Here is a 23077-nt window from a genome sequence, read left to right as displayed (position 1 = left end):
GGTGATCACGCTCCGAGTCCACGGACGTGACTCCTCTGGTCGCCGATCGGACAACGGCGTTCGCTCACACACCGCACACCTACTGGCGCAGCCTCCCGCGCGCCGGTCCTGCGTTACTGAGGTCCCCACCGTGTCACTCGATTCCTTCACTCAGTCCGTCGACAAGGCTGTCAGCGGATTCTTCGAGCCCATAGCCAAATGGCTCGGAGAGGTCGTCTTCTACTCCGTCCCCGTCGGAGGTACGGAGCTTCCCCTCATCGTGGCCTGGCTCGTCGTCGCCGGTCTGGTCTTCACCGGCTGGTTCGGCTTCGTCCAGCTGCGCAAGTTCAAGCTCGCCGTGAACGTGGTGCGGGGCAAGTACGACGAGAAGGGGTCGACCGGTGAGGTCAACCACTTCCAGGCGCTGACCGCCGCCGTCTCCGGCACGGTTGGTCTCGGCAACATCGCCGGTGTGGCCGTCGCGGTCTCCATCGGCGGCCCGGGCGCCACGTTCTGGATGATCCTGTGCGGCCTGTTGGGCATGGCGACGAAGTTCGTCGAGGTCACGCTCGGCGTGAAGTACCGCGAGGTGCACGCGGACGGTTCCGTGTCCGGTGGCCCGATGCACTACCTGCCCAAGGGCCTGGCCGAGCGCTTCGGTAAGAACGGCAAGACCCTCGGTAAGGTCCTCGCGGTCCTCGCCTCGTTCTTCGTGCTGTTCTTCGGCCTGTTCGGCGGCAACCTCTTCCAGGTCAACCAGTCCTACGCGCAGCTGGTCTCGGTCACCGGCGGCGAGGACGGCCTGATGGGCGGCTCCGCGGGCGCGCTCTTCTTCGGCATCCTGATCGCGGCCCTGGTCGGCATCGTGCTCCTCGGCGGCATCCGTTCGATCGCCTCCGTCACCAGCAAGCTCGTCCCGGCGATGGCCGGCATCTACATCGCCGCCTGCCTCGTCGTCATCGCCGTCCACGTCACCGCCGTCCCGGCCGCGATCTCCACGATCATCGAGGGCGCGTTCAACCCGCAGGGCGTCGCCGGTGGTGTCCTCGGCGCGCTGATCATCGGCTTCAAGCGGGCCGCGTTCTCCAACGAGGCCGGCCTCGGCTCCGCGCCGATCGCCCACTCGGCGGTGAAGACCAAGCACCCCGCGAGCGAGGGCCTGGTCGCCCTGCTCGAGCCGTTCATCGACACGGTCGTCATCTGCACCATGACCGCGCTGACCATCGTCATCGCCAACCCGGCCAGCTATGTCGAGATCCGCGAGGGCGGTGAGTCCGTCGGCGGCGTCACCATCACGTCCGACGCCTTCGCCACCGTCCTGCCCTGGTTCCCGTACATCCTGACCATTGCGGTCATGCTGTTCGCGATCTCCACGGTGCTGACCTGGGGTTACTACTGCATGAAGGCGTGGACCCACCTGTTCGGCCGTAGCAAGGTCAGCGAGGTGACCTTCAAGGTCTTCTACACCCTGTTCGCGGTGGCCGGCTCCCTGCTGACCCTGCAGACCCTGATCGACATGGCCGACGCGGTGCTCTTCATGCTCGCCGTCATCAACATCATCGGCCTCTACCTCCTCGCCCCGGTCGTCAAGCGGGAGTTGAACTCCTTCCTCGCCTTCGTCAAGCGGCGCGACGCCGGCCTCGACACGGACGACGACACCGACCAGGAGCCGGTGAAGACCACCGTCTGACCGCCCCCGGCGGCCCGGCTCCCGAAGGGCCCTGTCCCCACCTCGCGCCTTGGTGGGGACAGGGCCCTTCACCCTTGTTCCAGCAGGTGAGAGACGCCTGGTGAGACCCTCGGCCACCCGATAGGGTGTTAAGAACGCATCAACACGATGCTGGTGTGCCGGGAAGTCTGGTCGGCGTCCGAGGGGCCTCTGCGCCCACCTGTCGACATGCCCCGGAGGCTCCTCCCCATGACCCAGGCACGCTCGCGCAAGACCGTCTTCGGACTTCTGCCCTGGCCCGAGCGCCAGGCGATCGCCGCGGCACTGCGGACGGAGACGGTCGGCGGTCTGGTCCTCCTCGCGGCAGCCGTCGTCGCACTGGTGTGGGCGAACAGCCCGTGGAGCGCGGCGTACGAGTCCGTACGGGACTTCCACTTCGGCATACCCGCCCTCGGCCTCGACCTGTCGGTCGCTCACTGGACCGCCGACGGCCTTCTCGCGATCTTCTTCCTGGTCGCGGGCATCGAGCTGAAGCGCGAACTCGTCGTCGGCGAACTGCGCACCCCCGCCACGGCGGCTCTGCCGGTGATCGCGGCCCTGTGTGGCATGGCGGTACCGGCGGCCGTCTACACCCTCGTCGCCGCGTCGGGCGGCGGAAGCCTGGACGGCTGGGCCGTCCCGATGGCCACCGACATCGCCTTCGCCCTCGCCGTCCTCGCGGTGATCAGCACCCATCTGCCTTCCGCCCTGCGGGCGTTCCTGCTCACCCTCGCCGTCGTCGACGACCTCGGCGCCATCCTCATCATCGCGATCTTCTTCACCAGCGACCTCAACTTCTGGGCCCTGGGCGGAGCGTTCGCCGGACTCGTCCTCTTCTACGCCCTCCAGCGCTTCCGAGTGCGCGGCTGGTGGTGGTACGTCCCGCTCGGCGTCGCGACCTGGGCCCTGATGTACAACTCCGGTGTCCACGCCACCGTCGCCGGCGTAGCCATGGGCCTGATCCTCCGCACCACCCGTGACAAGGGCGAAGCCGCCTCCCCGGGCGCCCGCGTCTCCCACTTCATCCACCCATTCTCCGCGGGCGTCGCCGTCCCCCTCTTCGCCCTCTTCGCCGCAGGCGTCGGCATCTCAGGCGCCGCGCTCACCCACGTCTTCACCGACCCGGAGCCCCTCGGAGTCTTCCTCGGCCTCGTCGCGGGCAAGATCCTCGGCATCTTCCTCGGCACGTACCTCGCCGCCCGCTTCACCCGGGCCCAGCTCAATCCCGATCTCGCCTGGGCCGATGTCTTCGGCCTCGCCACACTGGCCGGCATCGGCTTCACCGTCGCCCTCCTCATCGGCGAACTCGCTTTCCCGAACGCCGCCGAGGCCGAACACATCAAGGCCGCCGTCCTCATCGGCTCTCTCACCGCTGCAGTCCTCGCCGCCGTCCTGCTGCGCCGCCGCAACCGCGTCTACAAGCGTTTGTGGGAAGTGGAAGAGCGCGACGAGGACGCGGACGGCATCCCCGACATCTACCAGACAGGGCCGGCAGGCGGCAGACGGTGACCATGGGGGACGCGGGGCCGGCACTTCTCGGCACGGCTGTCGTGGTGGCCATCGTGGTCATCCGCACCGCCATAGGCGAGATGAGGGAGCCCGGGAGCGCTCGACGCGAGTGGTCCGCCCTTTGGCAACGGCCGTCCTTGGCCATCGCCGCCGCCACGGCCCTGGCCCTCGGCACACTGGGCTGGGCGCACTCCGGACCGGCAGCCGTTCCATGGGCAGTCCTCGCCGGGCTCCTGGCAGCCCGGATTTTCAGCAGCGGAAAGTGACTGATGATGTTTCAGGTCGTGTGGATCGTGCTGTGTACGGCCAGCCTGGTGCCCATCGGGATCGCCTCATTGCGCGGATGGGCCCCGCGGTGGGCGCGCGACTCCAGTACGCGCGTCACCAAGGCACGCGGCATCGCCGCGTTCGCCCTCTACGCGGGCTCCCTGACCCCGGCGGTGTTGAGCCTCGCCGGAGTGCCGGGAGACGAACTCATCCCGCTGCGGATCGCGGCCGGCCCGCTCCTGATACTCGCTGCGACGGTCCTGGTGGTGTGGGCGTCGGTGACAGACCGCCGCGACACATCGCACTGATTCAGAACCGGCGGGGCAGCAACCGATGAGGTTCGTCACCAGCTCAACGATCAGACGGGGGAAAGACCATCAGCACACGCGCGAAAGCAGTCGTCGGAGTGCTCCTCATGGTGCTCGCGGGCGGGGTTCTGTTCCGTGTCGCGGGAGGAGCGGATGAGGCTTCGGGGGACGAGCTGGAGGGTGCCTGCCGTGGGTTGATGGCGACGGACGAGGCCCGCGCTTTCTTCTCAGGGGCGGACCTGAAGGCCCGCGGCCACACCTCCGAATGGGTCGGGCACGATGTCGAGCGGTGCTCCGTCTGGGCGCGTTCGGACGCGAGCGGTCCGGTCCTGCGCCTGCAGATCCGGCCGGTGGCGGCCCACCGGACCAGCGGAGCCGCCGAGGAGGCGTCGGCGACCCCGCTCGGTCATGGCTGGAGCGGCTCTTTCCTCATACGCAAGAACCCGGAGGCCGCCGTGCTCGTGGACTGCGACTCCCTTCCGGGCAAAGGACTGCTGGTTCTGACCGAGTCCGCTGAGGATGTCGAGGACCTGTCCGAGGAGCAGGTGCTCCAGGTAGCGCGGTTCGCGACCGAGAGCGCCCGTCTCGCGGCGCAGCACTTCGGTTGCCAAGGCAGCCTGGGTGAGCGTCCTATGCGGGTCGACCGGACCGACTGGCAGAAGCGGAGCCCTGCCTCGGCTTCCGGGACGTGTCGCGGCGTGGTGGACGCCCGTAGCGCGAGCGGGGCCGGAATCACCACGGTCACGGAGAAGCCGGCCGGGCGGGCGCTGACCGAGTCGTGCTCGGTGGAGACCGCCAAGGGGGGCCACTACCGACTGACCGCGTACTACGGCGCCTCGGCCAAGCAGGAGATCCATCTGGACACCCGGTACCCAGGCAGCGTGAAGGGTGCGCTGATGCGCCCGCACACGTGCCGGGGGGCCATGGAGACGGCGTACTACAAGCTCGTCCACTACAGGCCGTCCGGTGCGTCGGACAGCGCCGGACCGGCTGGGCGAGGAGCCGTCGGCGTCCCGCAGAAGTTGCTGGAGCGCTTCGCCGCCGCATCTGCCGAAAGGCACGGTTGCCCACGGTGAGTACGGATCGGCTGCCGAGCACGAGATAGGCAGCGGCGAACTTGCCGAGCACCGGCAAGTTCGCCCTGTTTCTCGTTGCGTGTCAAGGGCCTGTCAAAGATGCGTAAGGAACGTATAAGGTCGGTAGCGGTGTGCCGGGAAGTCTGGTCGGCGAACAGGGGAGACGTCTCTGTTCTCACCTGCCGACAGGAGGACTTCCGCCATGGTGCTTGTCGCCGTCTTCGGAGCAGCGCTACTCATTGCCGTCCTGCTCTCCGGGCTCGCTGCCCGGACCGTGCTGTCCACCTCACTGCTCTTCCTGGTTGGCGGGGCGTTGGTCAGCGACGGGTTTCTCGGGCTGATCCACATCACGCCCGAGAGCGAGATCGTGTCGGTCACCGCCGACCTCGCCCTGTTCGCCGTGCTGTTCACGGACGGCATGCACGTCTCGTTCGCCAAGCTGCGCGCCAACTGGCACAACCCGGTACGGGCGCTGGGCCTGGGGATGCCGCTCGCATGCGTCGGGATGGCCCTGATCACCCACTACCTGGTGGGCCTGGACTGGACGACGTCCTTCCTCGTCGGAGCCGTTCTCGCACCGACCGACCCGGTGTTCGCCTCGGCGATCGTGGGCCGTAAGGAAGTTCCCGCCAGGCTGCGTGAACTCCTCAACGTGGAAAGCGGCATCAACGACGGGCTCGCCCTCCCGGTGGTCCTGGTCCTCATCGCCGCCGCCGGTCCGACCTCGCCCCACGCCGAGGCATCCTTCGGGAAGATCGGTCTGGAGCTGGGTCTCGGTCTCGCCTTCGGTGTGGCTCTGCCACTGCTCGCCAACCTGCTCGCAAGGGTGAGGTTCCTCGGCGCCGAGCCGAAGCTCCAGCCGCTGCTGCCGCTGGCCACCGGCGTCATCCTCTACGCGGCCTGCCACCTCACCCACGCCAACCCCTACCTCGCCGCCTTCTCCGCGGGCGCGGTACTCGCGGCCGTCTCGCCGGAGTCCCAGAAGGCGTTCGAGCCCCTGGGCGAGTCGCTTGCGGAGCTTGCCAAGTTCGCCGCCCTGCTGGTGTTCGGCGCGCTGCTCACCCCGCAGCTCTTCGGTGACCTCTCCTTCGGCGGGTACGTGGCAGTGATCCTCGCGATCGTGCTGATCCGCCCAGGGTCGCTTCTGCTGTCGCTCTGGGGGACGCGGATCGACCGGAGGGAGAAGCTGGTCGCGGCCTGGTTCGGTCCGAAGGGATTCGCGTCGGTCGTGTACGGCCTGTTGGTCCTCCAGGCCGGCATCCCGCAGGGACAGGAGGCGTACACGCTCATCGCGGTCTGCATCGCCTTCTCGATCATCGCCCACAGCAGCACGGACGTCCCCATCGCCCGTCTCTTCCACGTCGACGACCTCGTCGAGGCCGGTGGAGAGCGGAGGGAGGCTCGGTCGGAAGCCGCCGACGTGGAAGCGGGTAGCCATGCGCGCACGTGACCTCGCCCGGCGGTGTGCCTCCCTGTCGGCCGACGAGTCGGTCCTCCGTGCAGTCGAGCTACTGGCCGACGAGGGCGCGGCCGCGCTCGTGGTGGTGACCGGGGAGGGGCACCCCTTCGCGATCCTGGAGGGCCATCACATCCTGGCCGGAACTCTGCCCGACGCGGTGCGCGACGATCACCTGCGCGCCAGCGTCGTGGCCGACCGCCTCGATGGCGAAGTGCGCGCGATCATGGCCTCGTTGACGGTCGCCGACATGCTGCCCCGGCGCCGGCCCACCCTCGCGCTCGTCAGCCCCCATGCCTCGCCGCTGCAGATGTCCGCGGTCATGGCCCGCACCGGCAGCCCCGTCGTCGCGGTCGTCGAGTACGACGGCGACGACCGCCCTCACCTGCTGGGGACGGTCACCGCAGCCTCGGTGCTCGCGCATTTCCGCTGACCGCCTCGGCACTCGACCACCAAGGAGCGTTCGTGAGCAACGACGACGAGCCCGTCTTCAAGAAGAGCGCATGGGGGACGAACCGCTACTACTACAACCCGAACAACCCCATCGGTCTCTTCCTGATCTTCGCCAGCGTGGCCTTGGTCATCGTGATGATGGTGATGATGGAGAACCGCGCGGGGCCTTTCGCGCCCCCCCTCCACGCCCACCTGGAGCCCGCCCGCGTACGACGAGTCGTGGACCTACTCGCCTCGTCTACAGGCCCCGAGCTCTGCGCCTTCCGCGCAGCCGTGAAAGTCGTCAGCGGTCTTCGGCCTCCAGCCGGACGAACGGGATCTGCTCACCCGCCGTGCGGTAGGCGGCCTCGCTGCCGTCGACCGTGAGGCCCATGTAGTGGCAGAGGGTCCGTGCGGCCCGTGGGTGCCGGCGGGCGTACGCGGCCATGATCCGCCCGCCCTCCTCCGGGGAGGGGAAGCGCGCGGTGACCACCTGGTATCGGCGACCGAACTGGATCGTCGCCTGGGGCGTGTGGCGGAGGTTCCGGTACCACTGGGCATCCGGGCCGAAGCCGGAGGCGACGGTCCACGTGCCCTGGTCGCGGTCGTGCGCGACCACTTCCAGGACCACCTCGCGCGATCGGCCGGACGTCCGGCCCGTGTGGATGAGGAGCAGCAGTCGCCCTCGGAACAGTGGGCCGAGACCGCCGCGGAAGAGGCTCACCGGGAGCCGGAGGAGGCGGCGTCTCCAGCCGGAAGGAGGGCGGGGGCGCTGGGGTGCGGAAAGCATCGGCGGTTCTCCTGCGCGGCTGTGGCTACCGGGCGGCTTCGGTTCGATAACAGCTGGTGGGGCGGTGTTTCTCGATGAGGCTGAACCATTGCATAGTCTAAACGTGAGGGCGTGGGCACGACTGGGCGACAGGCTCCTCGGCTCCGCCGCGTACGAGGGCAGCCCTCCGCTGTGGTTGGTGACCGAGGGTCTTGTGGTCGCTGCCGCGGGCACCGCCCTGGTCGCTGGTGCGGGCGTCGTGGCTGTTCTCGCCGGCATGCCTCCCGCCCAAGCGATAGCCGCTGTCGCGGTGGCCGTGGCCGCCGTCGCGCTCTACCTCCTGATCACCCGGGCGGGGCATCTGCTGGTGGCGGGGACCGCGCTCCTCGGGATCCTGCTCTCCCCCGGCGTCTCGGGGGTGGCGACGGAGGCCGTGTTGACCGGGGCGGGGCGCACCCAGGACGTGGTCGTGACGGTGGTCGCGCACGAGCCGGCGGGCAGTCCTGCGTACTACTGCTCCGTCCGCCACCAGGACGGCTCTCCCGTCGGGGCGAGGCTGTGGAGGGGATGCGGCCCCTCAGTGGCGCCGGGGGACCTGATCGGCATGGTCTACGACCCGGCGGGGAGAGTAGCCCCGCGCGGGATCGAAGGCCCCGGCGCACTGCTGTGGGGAATCGGCAGGACGGCGATGCTCCTTCTGGCGTTCGCCGCGGTCTGTTTCGTCGCCGTCGTGCGGTCCTACCGCGTGCCGCCGTCCGCCCAGTCGGACCACCCGAGGGGGTGCGGGCCCATGTCCGCATCGCCGAACGCCGGTTCCTGACCAGCGGAGTTGAAGGCGTCGAGAGCCTCCACGAGGGCGCTGCGCTGAGCGGGGTCGAGGCGACGGAGAATGGCCGTGATCTCCGTACGCCGTCGGGAGGTCACGTCCTGGACGACGCGGCTCCCCTCCTCGGTGAGGCGAAGGACGGTCTCGCGGCGGTTGGCCGGGTTCGTCCGACGGTCCATCAGGCCGGAGGTGATCAGCCGGTCCACCATCCGCATGGCGGTGGACGGCTGTACGCCGAGGTGGTCGGCCAGCGCCACGAGCTTCGACGGACCGCGGGTGGACAGCACCACGAGCATCCGGAACTGCGGCAGCGTGATGCTCTCCTCGACCGTCGCCAGCGACCGGGCCGAGACCGCGACGAGCAACCGCGAGGCGGTCAGCACGGCACGCGTGACGGCTTCGATGTCGTCCTGGACCGGGTCGGTCCCCTCGTGCTCTCGCATACGAACCTTTGTACCGTGCACCGGCAGGGGGGAAATCATGCGCGGTAGCGCAGCAGCAGCATCGCGGCGTCGTCCCCGAGCGGACCGCCGGCGTGCGCGACGATGTCGCTGTGCAGGGCGTCGAGGGCGAGTTCGGGGCTGTCGGCGTTCAGCAGGTGGAGCCGGGAGTCGAGCGGATAGAACTCTCCCCGGCCGTCCCGGGCTTCGGTGACGCCGTCCGTGTACAGCAGGAGCTGGTCGCCGGGGTGGAACGCCGTACTCAGCGTCTCGGGGGACCGCGCTCCGTGTATGCCGAGTCCGAGCGGCATTGCCCGTGCCTCCGGCGTGAGGAAGCGCGCCGTGCCGTCGGCGTGGACGAGCAGCGGGGACGGGTGACCGTAGTTGAGCAGCGCCACGGTCCGGTCCTCCCGGATCTCGGCGATCACCGCCGTGACGAACCGCTCCCCGCACAGCGCTCGGTTCATCGCCCTCTCCAGGCGTGCGCTCACGCCCGCGAGGTCGGGCTCGTCGTGGGCGGCCTCGCGGAAGGCGCCGAGCACATCGGCAGCCGTCTCGACGGCGTCGAGCCCCTTGCCCTGGACGTCGCCGACGATGACCCGTACGCCTCCGGGCGAGGTCACCACCTCGTACAGGTCCCCACCGATGCGGGCCTCGGCGACGGCGGCCGTGTACGAGACGGCGGCACTCAGCTCGCCGGCGGTGCGGGGCACGGGGCGGAGCAGGACCCGCTGCGCCACTTCGGCGATCGAGCGGACGCTGGCCAGCTCCGCCTCGCGGCGACGCCGCATCACCGCCGCGACCAGACCGGCGGCGGTGACCCCGGCCACCGAGACCAGCGCCGTCGTCCCGCGCCGCCCGGGAAACAGGCCGTCGTACCAGCCGAGCGCCAGGCACAGGACCAGGGCCAGCCCTCCGATCAGGGCGGTACGGCGCGGTCCGCCGGTGAGCCCGGCGAACGCGGGCCCCAGCGCCACCAGCGGCAGCAGCCCGACGGTGGGCCCGGCGGCGATGTCGGCGATCGCGGTGACCGCCATGACGACGAAGGGAAGGAGGGAGAGGGCACGTGTTCCGGGCGGCTGCTGGTCGGTCAAGGTTCTCCCCGGTGGATCCGGTGGTGGAACCCCCGCTGCAGGCCGACACCGTCCCTGCGGCATCCGACGAGGGCGCCTGTCTACCTTTAGCCTATGCAACGATCCTGTGTGCGTCGGGACGGCTTCGCGAAGGGGTTACCGAATCGATTCCGTCGACGGAACCTGATGTGTGCCCGCCCATGGGAGCGCAAGGGGCCTCGGTGGGCGTGTCATGGACCCGGCCCGCCCTCCAGTGCGGGATGTTCGTCCCGGCGACTGGTGAGTGTGCGGAGGTGTCCTGGTGGCGGCGAGCGACGGCGAACGGAATCACCCCGAGCCCACACCCCCAGCGCCGTCGGAGCCTCCAGAGCGTCCTGCTCCTCTGAGGCGCTTGCAGACTGCCGTGGATTCCGTCGTCGCGTCGGGGCCCCCGCCGGGGCCGGCGCGGCCGGAGTTCTGGCGCAGCCCGTTGCGGGGGCTGTGGCTGACCGCGGTGCTCGGTCTCGTGCTGCTGGTCGGGGTCACGGTGTTGTTCGTGACGGGCCTGGTGTCGTACGCCGCGTACAACCCGGATCTGTCGCCGGTCAACGACCAGACGCCGGACAAGGGGTGGCTCGGCTTCTACCTGTTCTCCTGGCCGACCTCGCCGTACTGGCTCTACCGGGTGAACCAGGGTGTGCACGTCGTCCTGGGCGTCGTCCTCGTGCCGGTGCTGCTGGCGAAGTTGTGGTCGGTCATCCCGAAGTTGTTCCAGTGGCCGCCTGTGCGGTCGCTCAGCCACGGCATTGAGCGCCTGTCCTTGGTCCTGCTGGTGGGCGGCGCGATCTTCGAGTTCGCCACCGGCATCCTCAACGTGCAGCTGCACTACATCTTCCCGGGCTCCTTCTGCGTCCTGCACTTCTACGGCGCGTGGGTGTTCATCGGCGCCTTCGTCGTACACGTGGCCTTCCGGCTGACGCGTGCGCTTCGCGCGGTGAGATACGGACGCGAACTGCCGGAAGCCGGCACGGAGGAGGAGGCCGGACTGGCGTCGCCCCGGCCAGCGCCGCCGACCATCTCACGGCGTGGCGCCCTGGGTATGGTCGGGCTGGGGTCCCTGGCGTTGTTCGTGGTGACGGCCGGGCAGAGCGTGGGCGGCTGGTGGCGCCGGACGGCGCTGCTCGCCCCGCACGGCCAGGATCCCGGCTCCGGGCCGAACGGCTTCCAGATCAACAAGACCGCGGCATCCGTCGGGATCCGGCCCAGCGACATCGGCCCCGCCTGGCGGCTGACCGTACGCGGCGCCGGCCGCCAAGTCGTCCTGACCCGAGACGAGCTGCTGGCCATGGAGCAGCACGAAGCGGCCCTGCCCATCGCCTGCGTGGAAGGCTGGTCGACCCCCGACCAGCTGTGGAGAGGTGTCCGGCTCACCGACCTGGCCGCACTGGTCGGGCGGGGCACGGACACCCCACGGGCCTTGGTGGAATCGGTACAGCGGGGAGGATCGTTCAGCTCGGTCGTTCTGAGGGACAACCAGGTACGCGACCACCGTTCACTCCTGGCCGTACGCGTCAACGGCGCCGTGCTCTCGCAGGACCACGGCTACCCCGCCCGCGTCATCGTCCCGGGCGCGCCCGGCGTCCACAACACCAAATGGGTCACCCGGATCACCTTCGGAGAGCCGGCATGAGCCACATGACCGCCTTCCGTCGCCGCTACGGAGCCTCCCCGCTCCACCTGCTCCTCGTCCTGGCCTCCTTCACCCTCGCCGCCTACGCCGGCGTCCGACTGCTCAAGGGCGACACCCTGGACGTGGCCCTGTGGTTCGTCGGGGCCGCGCTCCTCCACGACCTCGTGCTGCTCCCCTTCTACGCGGTCACCGACCGGGCCGCACAGCGCCTGTTCAGGGATGGGTCAGGTGCGGGGGAGAGGCCGCCGAGGCCCAGCATCAACTACGTGCGTGTTCCGGTCTTCGCCTCGGGGCTTCTGCTGCTGGTCTGGTGGCCACTGATCCTGGGGCAGGTCGACCGCTACACGGCGTACACAGGGCTCCCGGCCGACGGGTTCCTGGAGCGCTGGCTGCTGATCACAGCCGCCCTCTTCGTCGCCTCGGCGGCGACTCTCCTCGTCCGCAGGTGGCATGAATCGGCGCCTCGCCGGCGAGCGGCCCGACGTGAGCGACGAGCACGCGAAGCCGCGCGGTGACGGCGAGGGAGCCAGGGCCTGAGCCCCGAACGGTGCCGGTCGGCTGACGGCCTCTCCCGCACGGCGCGTCGTCGGGACGTGGGGGAGAGTGGGTTCCATGACGTACGACGAAGGGCTGGCCCAGCGGATCAGGGAGGAGCTCGGTGAGCGGCCGGACCTCACCGAGAAGCGGATGTTCGGCGGCCTGGCCTTCCTGCTGGGCGGGAACATGACCGTCGGCGTCGTCGGCCAAGAGCTCATCGCCCGGGTGGGCCCCGAACACGCCGAGGAGGCCCTGGCCCGCCCGGAGGCCCGACCGATGGACTTCACCGGCAAGCCCATGCGCGGCTGGGTGACCGTCGCAGGCCCCGCTCTCGCGGACGACCGGGTCCTCGGCCACTGGATCACGACGGCTTTGGGTTTCGCGAGCACGCTTCCGCCCAAGTGACAGGGGTCGCGGACGGTTTTGCCTGCCTCGGACCTGCCGCTGCCGCAGCACCTAGAGGCGGGCGCCGCGCACGCCGAGGGCTGGCGCCGCTACGTCGGCCGGCTCGCGGTTCGCGCCGAGGGCGGCGACCCGGGCCCCGATGCCTGGATGGAGACGTCCTCGGGCTGACTCCCGCCGGTCCCGCGCCGCCGCCGCACCACGTTGGCCGCGAGAACGAGGAGGGCCGCGAGACCGTACGCGATCGCGGCCGTCGGCTCCCGTTCGGCGAAGACCCGGCCGAAGACGTAGACGGCCGGGCCCGCTAGAGCGACGCCCAGCCATTCCCAGCGTCCGTCCAGTGCGACGAGGGCGACCAGGAGCAGGGCGTACCAGGAGTAGCCGGGCGTGAGGAGGACGAACGCCCAGCCCGTGACCAGGAGCGCGCCGCTCCACGGCCGTCGCGGGTCACCGCGCCACATCACGTACAGGGACACGCCCGCCATGACGGCGAGGGTCACCGGGAGAGCCCAGCCGTCGGGCAGGACCAGGCGGAGCAGCGCGTATCGGGGTCCGGCGGCGGGGTCGTCGTAGCCTTCCTCCTCCACATAGCCGCCGAGGTAGCCGAAGACGGAGCCCTCCGAGAGGAGGACGTACGGCAGGTAGGCGAGCGCGGTGAACGCGGCGGCGGGCAGCAGCACCGCGGTCGCGTCGCGGACGCGGCGGACACCGGACAGCGCCCCCGGCAGGACGATGGCGGGCATGAGCTTGGTGGCGATGGCGGCGCCGAGGACCAGCCCACCGGCGGACCGGCGATGCGGAAGGACGGCGAGCAGTCCGAGTCCGATCACGGCCAACAGCGCCCCGAGGACGTCCACATGCGCGTTGTTGACCGCCTCGATGGGCACGACGGGGCACCACGCCCAGTACGCGGCCCGGCGCGGGTCCGCGCCCCTGCGGCGCAGGATCAGCAGCACCGCGCCGGTCACACCCAGGGAGACCAGGCCGGAGCCGATCTGGAGGGGTTTGTGCCGGGCTCTCTCAGGGGAGAGCTGGTCGACGGCCAGGAAGTACGCCTCGGCGACGGGCGGGTAGATCGTGTGCACGGCGGGCCGGTTGAGACGCGTGCAGTGCGGTACCGGTCCGGTGTGGGGGATGCGGGCACGGCCGGGGCCGGTGCAGGCCGCGCCCTTGGGGAAGAGCCACGGGTCGTGCAGCCAGACCAGCTCCGGGTCCTGCGGGGCGTGGTCGTACGGGGAGATGCCGGCCGACTGGACGCGGCCGTCCCAGGCGTAGCGGTACGAGTCGGTGCTGGTCCGGGGCGGCGCCACGAGGCCGGTCACCGTGACGGCGATCGCCCCGACCACGAGCAGGGGCACGACATGGGAGGACGGAACCCGGCGCAGCGCGAGCAGAGCGCCGGCGAAGAGCACCCAGCACCCTACGTACCACCAGAACAGCCCGCCCGGGTCGGCGCGGTAGCCGTCGAACCGGACGGTGAGTACGAGGACGGTGGTGAGGATGGCGAGGACCGTGGCGGTGAGGGCGGTGCGCGAGTTCACGTCCGCAGCGTTCCAGGAACCGTCCTGGAAGTGCGGCATGGCGTCCCGCATGTCCGTGTTTCGTAAGGTGCTCAGGGCCCCGCATGGAGGGCTGGTGTGGGTCCGCCTGCTGGAAGGGGTACGCGGGCGCGTCATGCGGGACAGCGCAAGAGGCGGCCCGTCCCGTGTCAGCCCCTCCACGCTGCGTCGTCAGCGGCGCAGGCTCACGAAGTCGCGGCCCGCGGCCTGCCAGGTGAGGGATCGGGTCCAGCCGGCTTTCGGGGCCTCGGCGCAGAGCGCCCGGGTGCCGAGCCGGGCCCACCGGAAGGGCGCTCCGCGGCCGCCGCGGCCGTCGTCGACGTGGACCTCGACGCGTTCGTCGACGTCGGCGGTGGCCACCTCGACCAGCAGGGAGCCGGACGGTGAGGCGAGCCGGGCGGCGCGGCGGAGCAGGGCGGCCGGGTCGCCACCGATGCCGATGTTGCCGTCCATGAGCAACACCGTGTCCCAGCCACCCTCGCGAGGCAGAGGATCGAAGACCGATCTGCACAGGGCGCTGCCTCCCGCGCGGACGGTGCGGGCCACCGCCTCCGGGGTGACGTCCACCCCGAGAGCCCGGTGGCCGCGTGCGGCGAGGGCAGTGACGAGGCGGCCGGGGCCACACCCGACGTCCAGGACAGGACCCGCGCAGCGGTCGAGGACGGTGGTGTCGGCCTCGTCGGGTTCGGCGCACCATCGCTCGACCTCCAGGGGCAGCAGCCAGCCGTCGCCTCGGCGCAGGTAGAGCGGTCCACGGCCGGTGCGGAGCGCCTCGGTGTACGGGTCGGCTCGCCAGGCGGGGGCGGGTTCGGCCAGTTGGGCGGTCACCGCGTCACCGCGCACAGGCCACGGTGAAGGGCGGCGAAGCGCGTGGCGGGTATGGCGGCCGCGACCTGTGCCGCGTCGGCCGGGGTGTCCACGTCGCACAGCTCGGGCAGGTCCCGTACCGTCCGCCCGGACGCGGTCAGCCGTCGGCGCTGCTCCCGCCCGGTGTGCGCCACCGACATCGGGACGCCGAGGAGCAGTGCCGGGTCCGGCTCGGCCAGGCCGAGTGCCCAGAACCCACCGTCGTCCGCCGGGCCGAACCAGGCATCCGTCTCGCTGAAGTCGAGGCCCTGGGCGAGGAGGCTCGGGGTGACCTGGGGGGTGTCCATGCCGATGAGGAGGGTCGGCCCTTCGACGTGGGAGAAGGCCGCGGCCAGTCGGGCGTCGAGGCCGCCGGCACCTTGTGGAAGGACCTCGATGCCCTCGGGCACCCAGGACCCCGGTCGCCCTTCGAGAACCAGAACACGGCGCTCGGCGGGAGCGTCGAGCACAGCCTCGAGCGTGTCCTGGAGCGCTGCGCGGGCCAGCCCGGCTGCCTGCTCCGGGGTGAAGTACGGGGTCAGACGTGTCTTGACCCGACCCGCCACGGGCGCCTTGGCGATGACGAGAAGGGTGCTCATACGGAGACCTCCCCGGCCACGACGGACCGTGCGCCGGGCGGCTCGGCGAGTACCCGGCGCATGTCGCGCACGGCATGCCAGGTGCCCCGCCACGTCCCGGTGACCTTCGACTTCCCCGAGCGGGGCAGGTACGGGACGTCCGTCTCGGCGACCCGCCAGCCCGCATCCGCGGCCCGTACGACCATTTGGAGCGGGTAGCCGCTGCGCCGGTCGGTCAGCTCCAGCCCGAGGAGGGGCTCTCGGCGTGCCACCCGCATCGGCCCGAGGTCGTGCAGCCGGAGTCCGGTGCGGTGCCGCAGCATCCGGGCGAGGGCGAGGTTCCCGGCGCGGGCATGAGGGGGCCAGGCACCTCGCCCCTGCGGGCGTCGACGCCCGAGCACCAGATCTGCCTCTCCCGCTGCCACTCGCGCGGCCATCGGGGCGAGCAGTCCGGGGTCCAACGAGGCGTCGCAGTCGCAGAAGCAGACTAGATCGGCGCGGGCCGCGAGCAGCCCGGCATGGCAGGCAGCACCGAAACCACGCCGGCTCTCGCGGACGACGGTCGCCCCGAGGCTTCGGGCGATCTCCGCGGAGCCGTCGGTGGACCCGTTGTCGACGACGATGGCCCGCCACCCGGCGGGCACCCGCGCCAACACCCAGGGGAGCGCTTCGGCCTCGTCGAGGCACGGCAGGACGAGGTCCGCGAGGGGCGGCGCGCAAGCAGATGAAGTCACCCTCCACACCGTAGGAACCGAGGAGCGGGAAACGCCCCTTCCAGTCCTTACAAAACGCGGACGCTATCCCGGAGGAGGGCTACCTGCGCCAGAGCAGCGGCCGGACGGGTGACAACCAGGGGCCATGGCAATGACTGACAGGGAGAGCCCGCGACGGGCTGGAGGTCTGCCGCCGGCTGCGCGCACGGGAGAACGGGAGCCCACCAGTCCCGGGCATCATGCTGACCGAGCGCGGTGACGAGGACGACGGATCCTGGGCCCGGAAGTTGGCGCGGACGACTACGTGACCAGTCGCCCCTGTGAGCCCACTGCCGCCCTACGGCTGCCGAGCGAGTCCGGCCTCCCACTGAGCCCCTTCCGCGCCGCCCGCGAGCTCGGCCATCCCGTCTGCGAACGGCACCGTCGAACGCCAGCCCAGCTCGCTGCGTAGCCGCGCGGAGTCGGCGGTGATGTGCCGGACGTCGCCCAGCCGGTACTCGCCGGTGACGACCGGGGACGGCCCAGCGCACGCGGCGGCCAGAGCCTCGGCCATGTCGCCGACGGTCCGTGGATCGCCGCTCCCGACGTTGTACGCGGCGAAGGCCGGCCCCTCCGGCAACGCCTCCAGCGCCGTCGCGTTGGCCGATGCCACGTCCCGTACGTGGACGAAGTCCCGCCGCTGCCCGCCGTCCTCGAAGACGCGCGGCGACTCGCCGCGCGCGAGCGCGGACCGGAACAGGGCGGCCACGCCCGCGTACGGGGTGTCGCGCGGCATTCCCGGCCCGTAGACGTTGTGGTAGCGCAGCGAGATCACGCGTCCCTCGATCGCCCGGGCCCATGAGGCCGCGAGGTGTTCCTGCGCGAGTTTGGTGGTGGCGTAGACGTTCCGGGGGTCCATTGGCGCGTCCTCCGTGACCAGACCGGGCGACAGTTCGGCGCCGCAGTCCGGGCAGCGCGGCTCGAACCGACCGGCCTTCAGATCGGCCTCGGCGCGGGGTCCGGGTCGGACCACGCCGTGCGCGTCGCACGCGTACCGTCCCTCGCCGTAGACGACCATCGATCCGGCGAGTAGCAGCCTCCGCACCCCCGCCTCTGCCATCTGGGCCAGCAGCACCGCCGTACCGAGGTCATTGGCCGACACGTATCCGGGTGCGTCCCCGAAGTCCTTGCCCAGGCCCACCTTGGCCGCCTGGTGACAGACCGCGTCGACCCCGGCCAGGGCGTCCCGTACCGCTTTCGGGTCCCGTACGTCCCGGCCGTCCTCCGCCATGTCGAACACCACTGGGTGGTGCCCGCGTCCGATCAGCTCGGCGACGACGTGCGAGCCGATGAAGCCCGCTCCTCCAGTCACAAGTACGCGCATGCCCCGAAGTTATGCCGCCCCGGTCCCGGCGAGGTGTCCGACGGGCCGCACGTCACGGATCGGTAAGACGATCCGCTTCACGAACGCACAGGAGAGCCGGACGTCGCGGTCGTGCCACACGGCAGCCGCGGCGTACCTCCCCGGGAGACTCCGACCAAGATCGTCTCCCGGATTTCTCCCAAACGATCTACAAAGCCAGTCAGGGGTCTGATTCGATCTCTCGAATCAGACCCCTGACCTGGTACTTCTCTGTCGGGGTGGCGGGATTTGAACCCACGACCTCTTCGTCCCGAACGAAGCGCGCTGCCAAGCTGCGCTACACCCCGATGTCGCTGCTCTGTTCTTCACGTCGCGGCGACATCGATTACTTTAGCCCACCGGCGCCCGGAGACGAAATCCGGTTTCGGCGGGCCCTCGGCGCAGGTCGGAAGCGGTCCCGGTCGTGGTCCCGGCGGCGGACTTCGGCGTCGGCATGACCCCCGACGCAAGAAGGTGCACGGCTCAGGCCCGTGCGGTCAGGGTCAGAAGGGTCGCCTCGGGCGGGCAGGCGAACCGGACGGGGGTGAAGCGGTTGGTGCCGCAGCCCGCCGAGACGTGCAGGAACGACGTCCGGTCCGCCACCGTGTGGGTGGACAGGCCCTTCACCCGGTCGGTGTCCAGGTCGCAGTTGGTCACCAGTGCCCCGTAGAAGGGGATGCACAGCTGCCCGCCGTGCGTGTGGCCCGCCAGCATCAGCTCGTAGCCGTCCGCCGTGAAGGCGTCGAGAGCGCGCAGGTACGGTGCGTGGACCACGCCCACGGTGAAGTCGGCCGAGGTGTCCGGACCGCCGGCCACCCGCTCGTACCGGTCCCGCTTGATGTGCGGGTCGTCCAGGCCGGTGAAGGCGAGCTCCAGGCCGGGGAGCTTGAGCCGCCCGCGGGTGTTCGTCAGGTTCACCCAGCCCGCCTCGTCGAAGGCGTCCCGCAGATCCTCCCACGGGTTGTGCACCGCGCCCTGCACCGGCTTGTTGCCGTTCAGGCCGTGCCGGCCCTGGGCCTTCTCCAGCAGGTAGAGGGCGGGGTTGCGCAGCCGGGGGCCGTAGTAGTCGTTGGACCCGAAGACGAACACGCCCGGGAAGTCCATCAGCGGCCCGAGCGCGTCCAGCACCTCGGGGACGGCCTCGGTGTCGGAGAGGTTGTCACCGGTGTTGACGACGAAGTCGGGGCGCAGCCCCGCGAGCGACTGGAGCCAGGCCCGCTTCTTGCGCTGGCCGCACACCATGTGGATGTCGGAGACCTGAAGGACACGCAGATCGCGCATTCCGCGCGGCAGTACGGGAACCGTGACGCGGCGGAGGCGGAACGAACGGGCTTCGAAGCCCGCGGCGTAGACCAGTCCCGCGGCGGCCGTCGCCGTGAGACCTGCCGTGATCTTCAGGGGGATTCCGTACCGTGCGCGCATTCCCCCATCGTCGCAGACCCCACGGGGCACTTCGGGACGGGATCGCTGCACGGCGTTAATGCGCGGGCGGTCGACGCACCTCACCTGACACACTTGTCCCCATGACCACGCTCAAGGCCAAGCTGCAGGACGACCTCAACGCCGCCATCAAGGAGCGCGACGAGCTCCGCTCCTCGACGCTGCGGCTCACCCTCTCCGCGATCACCAAGGAGGAGGTCGCGGGCAAGACCAAGCGCGAGCTCTCCGACGACGAGGTGCAGAAGGTGATCGCCAAGGAGGCGAAGAAGCGCCGCGAGGCCGCGGACGCGTTCGCCCAGGGCGGCCGCGCCGAGTCCGCCGAGCGCGAGAAGGCGGAAGGCGTCATCCTCGACGCGTACCTGCCCCAGCAGCTCGGCGACGACGAGCTGGAGCAGATCGTGGCCGCGGCCGTCGCGGAGGCCACCGGTGCCGGCGCCGAGGGGCCCCGCGCGATGGGCGCCGTCATGAAGATCGTGAACCCGAAGGTGGCCGGCCGGGCCGAGGGCGGGCGCGTCGCCGCCGCCGTCAAGAAGCTGCTCGCGGGCTGACTCCCGCAACCCGCGGGCCCGGACGGGGCCCGCCGGAACGCCGAAGGGCGCCCCCTGGACTCCAGGGGGCGCCCTTCGGCGTTCGCGGGTGTCGGCGGGGCCCTTACGGACCGTTGCCGCCGCCCCCGCCGCCCTGGCCGCGGTTGCTGCCGCCGCCGATCAGGTCCGGCGGGATCGTGATCCCGGGGAAGGGGTTGGTGTCGCCCGGCTTGTCGCCCGGCTTGTTCCTGCCCTTGTCCTTGTCCTTCTCCTTGTCCTCCGGCTTCTCGCCGCGCGGCACGGAGACGGGCACGAAGCCCGGCGTCTCGGAGGCGTTGAGCGCCCCGGTCATCGCGATCTTCCAGATCGGACCCGGGAGGCAGCCACCGCAGACCTTGTCGTAGTAGACGCCGCCGATGGTGATGTTGAACATCGAGGTCTTCTCGCCGACGTCGTCACCGACCCAGACGGCGGTGGACAGGTTCGGGGTGTAGCCGACGAACCAGGCGTCCTTGCGGTCGTTGGTCGTTCCGGTCTTGCCGGCGTTGTCGCGGTCGCTCAGGCCGGCCTTCTGACCGGTGCCGTCCTCGACCACGCCCTTCAGCATCTGGTTGACGGTGTCCGCGGTGCGCTCGTTCATCGCCCGCGAGCACTGCGTCTGCGGCACCTTCAGCTTCTCGCCGTTGGCCGTGGTGATCGACTCGATGGCGATCGGGGTGCAGTACGTGCCGCGGTTGGCGAAGGTGGCGTACACCGAGGCCATGTCGAGCGGGGTGCTCTCCTGGCCGCCGAGGGTGATGGACGGGAGCTCCTTGAGGTTCTTGCCCAGGCTCCCCTCGTAGCCCATCTTCTTCGCCATCTGCACCGTCTCGCACAGACCCGTCATCTGCTCCAGGTGCGCGAAGTAGGTGTTGATGGACTTGCCGAGCGCGCTCGTCATGTCCCAGCTGCCGGCCTCGGACTCCACTTCGTTCTGGAGGTCCCAGTTGCCGCCGCCGGCCGGGCCGCCCGCGCAGGTGGTGAACGAGTTCATCGGCACCGAGATCTTCCACGGCGTGGCGAAGGACTGGGCCGGGCTCAGCCCCTTCTCCAGGGCCGCGGCGGCCGTGATCGGCTTGAAGGTCGAGCCGACCTGGAAGCCGTACGTCGTGCCGCCCATCTTGCTGCCGACGGCCAGGTTCAGCGTGGTCTGGTGCTGCTTCTGGTCCAGGCCGTACGGACGGGACTGGCCCATCGACAGGATCTTGCCGGTGCCGGGCTTGACCTGGACCACCGAGGCGGCGACCTTGTCGTCCTCGTTGATCTTCGCCACGGCGGCCTCGTTGGCCGCCTCCTGCGCGCGGGGGTCGAGCGTGGTCCGGATGGTCAGGCCACCGAGGTTCCACAGCTTCTGCCGCTCCTCGGGCGTCTTGCCGAAGACCGGGTCGCTGAGGATCGTCTTGCGGACGTAGTCGCAGAAGAAGCCGGCCCCGTCGACGGCGGTGATGCAGCCGTTCTTCGGGGTCTTCACCTTCAGCGTGACCGGCGCGGCCTTGGCCCGGTCGGCCTCGGCCTGGCTGATGTCCTTGACGTCGGCCATCCGCTGGAGGACCACGTTGCGGCGCTTGGTGGCTTCCTGGATGTCGTTGACCGGGTCGTAGCGGCTCGGCGACTGGACGAGCCCGGCCATCATGGCCGCCTCCTCCAGCTTCAGGTCGGCGGCCGGCTTGGAGAAGTAGCGCTGGGACGCCGCCTCGATGCCGTAGGCCTGCTGACCGAAGAAGGTGATGTTGAGGTAGTTCTCGAGGATCTTCTTCTTCCCGAGCTCCTCCTCGACCTGGATCGCGAACTTCAGCTCGCGCACCTTGCGGCCGATCGTCTGCTGGGTGGCCTCGGCGACCTTCTCGGGGTCGTCACCGGCCTCCTCGACGAAGACGTTCTTCACGTACTGCTGGGTCAGCGTCGAGGCGCCCTGGGCCACACCGCCGGACTGGGCGTTGCGGTTGATCGCGCGCAGCACGCCCTTGAGGTCGACCGCGCCGTGCTCGTAGAAGCGCGAGTCCTCGATCGCGACGATCGCCTTCTGCACGTACGGAGAGATCTTCTCCAGCGGCACGACCTTGCGGTCGCGGGAGTACACCGTGGCGAGGTGGCCGCCCGACGAGTCGAGGATGGTGGTGCGCTGACTCAGCGGTGGCGTCTTCAGGTTGGAGGGGATCTCGTCGAACCCCTCGACCGTGCCCTTCGCCGCCAGCCCCAGTGCTCCGGCCGCGGGCAGGGCGATGCCCGCCAGCACGGCTCCGGAGAGCACACTGACACCGAGGAACTTGGCGGCCTGCTGGGTCCCGGTCAGACCACCGCCCGAGCGCTTCTTTGCCATGGGGGCAGCCTAATCCGTAGTGATGAGCGTTCCGTAGGAGCGGGTGCCTCTCGGAGCGTTCGAGTACCAGACCGTGACATCCGTTGGTAGCCGGGCCGTGCGGCCGCCCCGCAGCGTGACCGGCCGAGTGCGGCCCGGGCCCTGCCCTGGCCACCGACCCCGGACCGGACGCCGGAGCGTGGCACCAGCGGTTGTTCCGCCGCGCCGTGAACGGAGGGCTCACCCCCTGAACGTGACGGCGCGGCAAGGCGAGGGGCCTACGTTCTCATTCGCCGGACACGCGTATATGCCTTGGCCTAAGCTGCTCTCAACTGTCACAGCAGTGTGGTCCTGCATCAAGACCCGGGCGTGACTACGGCGTGAATTCCCACGAACCCGAATCGTGGGAAGCCATGCCCGAATACGCCCCATGCGTCACTCGACGCCCTGTGTGACTCCGTGAGAGACGGGCGAACTGTCCAGGTTCGTCGGTTTGGTGACGTATGTCCTGCGATCACTCCCCTGGGTGATCTGCCGCCTACGCATAGTCCGTTCGGGCCATTCAAGATTGGGCCCGAAGGGGGTGTTGCGCTGTGCCCGCCTTCCGTAACGTCCTCAACTGGCAGCGGTGAATATGCCGCTGCCGCCGTGGGGGAGCCTCGATTCGGGAGAGGACGGCGCCGGTATGGGCTGGGTAGCTGACTGGAGTGCGCAGGCGGCCTGCCGCACTACCGATCCGGATGAACTGTTCGTTCAGGGAGCGGCGCAGAACCGGGCGAAGGCGGTGTGCACCGGATGCCCGGTGCGGACCGAGTGCCTGGCCGACGCACTGGACAACCGGGTGGAATTCGGCGTGTGGGGTGGCATGACGGAGCGCGAGCGGCGCGCCCTGTTGCGGCGGCGGCCGACCGTCACGTCGTGGCGGCGACTGCTGGAGACCGCGCGTACGGAGTACGAGCGGGGAGCGGGCCTGCTGCCCGTGGCGATGGAGGACGACGCGACGTACGAGGCGTACGCGGCGGTGGGATAGGGCGAGCCCAGGGGTCCGCTGTGGGGGATCGTGCCGGGCCGACGTGCCCCGGTACCGCACCACGCGACGGACGAGGCGGTGGGCCGGACGCCCTCCGCCCGCAGTCGTCCGAGACCGCGTGTGAGCCGGCGACAACTCACGCCCTCGTGCGTGGTCGTCGGGGCAGGGACCCGTGCAGACCGGGCACCCGCGCCCGGGAGCGTCCGGGCCGGAG

22 protein-coding genes, 1 tRNA gene and 1 pseudogene are annotated in these 23077 nt (G+C 70.4%); 13 read left to right on the top strand and 11 right to left on the bottom strand.

All coding sequences use genetic code 11. The features are described 5' to 3' along the window. Positions 1-130: 130 nt before the first annotated feature. The 6 genes from ACGFZF_RS08360 to ACGFZF_RS08335 all read left to right on the top strand — a co-directional run bounded on the left by ACGFZF_RS08360 (position 131) and on the right by ACGFZF_RS08335 (position 6736). Positions 131-1669 carry an alanine/glycine:cation symporter family protein gene (locus ACGFZF_RS08360; RefSeq protein WP_392582818.1) on the top strand — a complete coding sequence of 513 codons (1539 nt, stop codon included), beginning with the start codon at positions 131-133 and terminating at the stop codon, positions 1667-1669. Positions 1670-1897: 228 nt separating this feature from the next. After that, on the top strand, positions 1898-3196 hold the full coding sequence (gene nhaA, locus ACGFZF_RS08355; protein WP_392582819.1) for a Na+/H+ antiporter NhaA: 1299 nt from the start codon (positions 1898-1900) through the stop codon (positions 3194-3196). Between the two features lie 269 nt (positions 3197-3465). After that, the gene (locus ACGFZF_RS08350; RefSeq protein ID WP_392627065.1) at positions 3466-3771 is read left to right on the top strand and encodes a hypothetical protein; all 306 of its coding nucleotides are present in this window, start codon (positions 3466-3468) and stop codon (positions 3769-3771) included. Between the two features lie 197 nt (positions 3772-3968). Then, the gene (locus ACGFZF_RS08345; RefSeq protein ID WP_392582821.1) at positions 3969-4847 is read left to right on the top strand and encodes a hypothetical protein; all 879 of its coding nucleotides are present in this window, start codon (positions 3969-3971) and stop codon (positions 4845-4847) included. A 202-nt stretch (positions 4848-5049) separates the two neighbouring features. Then, positions 5050-6297 carry a cation:proton antiporter gene (locus ACGFZF_RS08340; RefSeq protein WP_392582822.1) on the top strand — a complete coding sequence of 416 codons (1248 nt, stop codon included), beginning with the start codon at positions 5050-5052 and terminating at the stop codon, positions 6295-6297. After that, on the top strand, positions 6284-6736 hold the full coding sequence (locus tag ACGFZF_RS08335) for a hypothetical protein (RefSeq protein ID WP_392582823.1): 453 nt from the start codon (positions 6284-6286) through the stop codon (positions 6734-6736). The genes ACGFZF_RS08340 and ACGFZF_RS08335 overlap by 14 nt, the downstream gene beginning before the upstream one ends. A 303-nt stretch (positions 6737-7039) precedes the next feature. Here ACGFZF_RS08335 and ACGFZF_RS08330 read toward each other — a convergent pair whose 3' ends face one another. Next, positions 7040-7525 (bottom strand): nitroreductase family deazaflavin-dependent oxidoreductase, encoded by a 486-nt coding sequence (locus tag ACGFZF_RS08330; protein WP_392582825.1) that lies wholly within the window; start codon positions 7523-7525, stop codon positions 7040-7042. A gap of 103 nt (positions 7526-7628) precedes the next feature. On the opposite strand from ACGFZF_RS08330, the gene ACGFZF_RS08325 reads away from it, so the two are divergent. Continuing rightward, positions 7629-8324, top strand: coding sequence for a hypothetical protein (locus ACGFZF_RS08325; protein ID WP_392582826.1), 696 nt, complete (start codon positions 7629-7631; stop codon positions 8322-8324). Here the strand turns inward: ACGFZF_RS08325 and ACGFZF_RS08320 are convergent. Then, entirely contained in the window at positions 8243-8773 is a 531-nt protein-coding gene (locus ACGFZF_RS08320) for a MarR family winged helix-turn-helix transcriptional regulator (RefSeq protein ID WP_392582827.1), read from the bottom strand. The genes ACGFZF_RS08325 and ACGFZF_RS08320 overlap by 82 nt on opposite strands. A gap of 35 nt (positions 8774-8808) precedes the next feature. Then, on the bottom strand, positions 8809-9807 hold the full coding sequence (locus ACGFZF_RS08315) for a PP2C family protein-serine/threonine phosphatase (protein WP_392583023.1): 999 nt from the start codon (positions 9805-9807) through the stop codon (positions 8809-8811). Between the two features lie 427 nt (positions 9808-10234). Between ACGFZF_RS08315 and ACGFZF_RS08310 the strand changes: the two genes are divergently transcribed. From ACGFZF_RS08310 to ACGFZF_RS08300, 3 genes are all read left to right on the top strand, one after another. Next, positions 10235-11512 (top strand): molybdopterin-dependent oxidoreductase, encoded by a 1278-nt coding sequence (locus tag ACGFZF_RS08310; RefSeq protein WP_392582828.1) that lies wholly within the window; start codon positions 10235-10237, stop codon positions 11510-11512. A 5-nt stretch (positions 11513-11517) separates the two neighbouring features. Then, positions 11518-12027, top strand: a complete 510-nt coding sequence (locus ACGFZF_RS08305) for a hypothetical protein (RefSeq protein ID WP_392583024.1) — start codon at positions 11518-11520, stop codon at positions 12025-12027. Between the two features lie 97 nt (positions 12028-12124). Next, entirely contained in the window at positions 12125-12454 is a 330-nt protein-coding gene (locus ACGFZF_RS08300) for a TfoX/Sxy family protein (protein ID WP_392582829.1), read from the top strand. Positions 12455-12543: 89 nt separating this feature from the next. Here ACGFZF_RS08300 and ACGFZF_RS08295 read toward each other — a convergent pair whose 3' ends face one another. The 4 genes from ACGFZF_RS08295 to ACGFZF_RS08280 form a co-directional block, all read right to left on the bottom strand. Continuing rightward, complete coding sequence (locus ACGFZF_RS08295; protein ID WP_392582830.1) at positions 12544-14043, bottom strand: glycosyltransferase 87 family protein; 1500 nt, start codon at positions 14041-14043, stop codon at positions 12544-12546. Positions 14044-14181: 138 nt separating this feature from the next. After that, positions 14182-14838 carry a class I SAM-dependent methyltransferase gene (locus ACGFZF_RS08290; protein WP_392582831.1) on the bottom strand — a complete coding sequence of 219 codons (657 nt, stop codon included), beginning with the start codon at positions 14836-14838 and terminating at the stop codon, positions 14182-14184. Then, complete coding sequence (locus tag ACGFZF_RS08285) at positions 14835-15455, bottom strand: DUF2064 domain-containing protein (RefSeq protein WP_392582832.1); 621 nt, start codon at positions 15453-15455, stop codon at positions 14835-14837. Before ACGFZF_RS08285 ends, ACGFZF_RS08290 begins: the two co-directional genes overlap by 4 nt. Continuing rightward, on the bottom strand, positions 15452-16168 hold the full coding sequence (locus ACGFZF_RS08280) for a glycosyltransferase family 2 protein (RefSeq protein WP_393552086.1): 717 nt from the start codon (positions 16166-16168) through the stop codon (positions 15452-15454). The genes ACGFZF_RS08285 and ACGFZF_RS08280 overlap by 4 nt, the downstream gene beginning before the upstream one ends. Positions 16169-16320: 152 nt before the next feature. Between ACGFZF_RS08280 and ACGFZF_RS08275 the strand changes: the two are divergent. Further along, a pseudogene (locus ACGFZF_RS08275) lies at positions 16321-16475 on the top strand (DNA-binding response regulator); the annotation flags it as partial. 9 nt (positions 16476-16484) lie between these two features. Here the strand turns inward: ACGFZF_RS08275 and ACGFZF_RS08270 are convergent. The 3 genes from ACGFZF_RS08270 to ACGFZF_RS08260 form a co-directional block, all read right to left on the bottom strand. Further along, entirely contained in the window at positions 16485-17510 is a 1026-nt protein-coding gene (locus ACGFZF_RS08270; protein ID WP_392582834.1) for an NAD-dependent epimerase/dehydratase family protein, read from the bottom strand. 252 nt (positions 17511-17762) lie between these two features. After that, positions 17763-17836 (bottom strand) — tRNA-Pro (locus ACGFZF_RS08265). A gap of 175 nt (positions 17837-18011) precedes the next feature. Further along, the gene (locus ACGFZF_RS08260; protein WP_393552083.1) at positions 18012-18950 is read right to left on the bottom strand and encodes a metallophosphoesterase; all 939 of its coding nucleotides are present in this window, start codon (positions 18948-18950) and stop codon (positions 18012-18014) included. Between the two features lie 101 nt (positions 18951-19051). Between ACGFZF_RS08260 and ACGFZF_RS08255 the strand changes: the two genes are divergently transcribed. Then, complete coding sequence (locus tag ACGFZF_RS08255) at positions 19052-19516, top strand: GatB/YqeY domain-containing protein (protein WP_147978933.1); 465 nt, start codon at positions 19052-19054, stop codon at positions 19514-19516. A 103-nt stretch (positions 19517-19619) separates the two neighbouring features. Here ACGFZF_RS08255 and ACGFZF_RS08250 read toward each other — a convergent pair whose 3' ends face one another. Further along, positions 19620-21854, bottom strand: coding sequence for a transglycosylase domain-containing protein (locus tag ACGFZF_RS08250; RefSeq protein ID WP_393552081.1), 2235 nt, complete (start codon positions 21852-21854; stop codon positions 19620-19622). 664 nt (positions 21855-22518) lie between these two features. On the opposite strand from ACGFZF_RS08250, the gene ACGFZF_RS08245 reads away from it, so the two are divergent. Then, the gene (locus tag ACGFZF_RS08245) at positions 22519-22863 is read left to right on the top strand and encodes a WhiB family transcriptional regulator (RefSeq protein WP_026058363.1); all 345 of its coding nucleotides are present in this window, start codon (positions 22519-22521) and stop codon (positions 22861-22863) included. Positions 22864-23077: the final 214 nt, after the last annotated feature.

This window comes from Streptomyces sp. NPDC048338 (assembly GCF_043201055.1).
In the GTDB taxonomy this organism is placed as follows: Bacteria; Actinomycetota; Actinomycetes; order Streptomycetales; family Streptomycetaceae; genus Streptomyces.
This window is presented reverse-complemented; position numbering and strand designations above follow the sequence as displayed.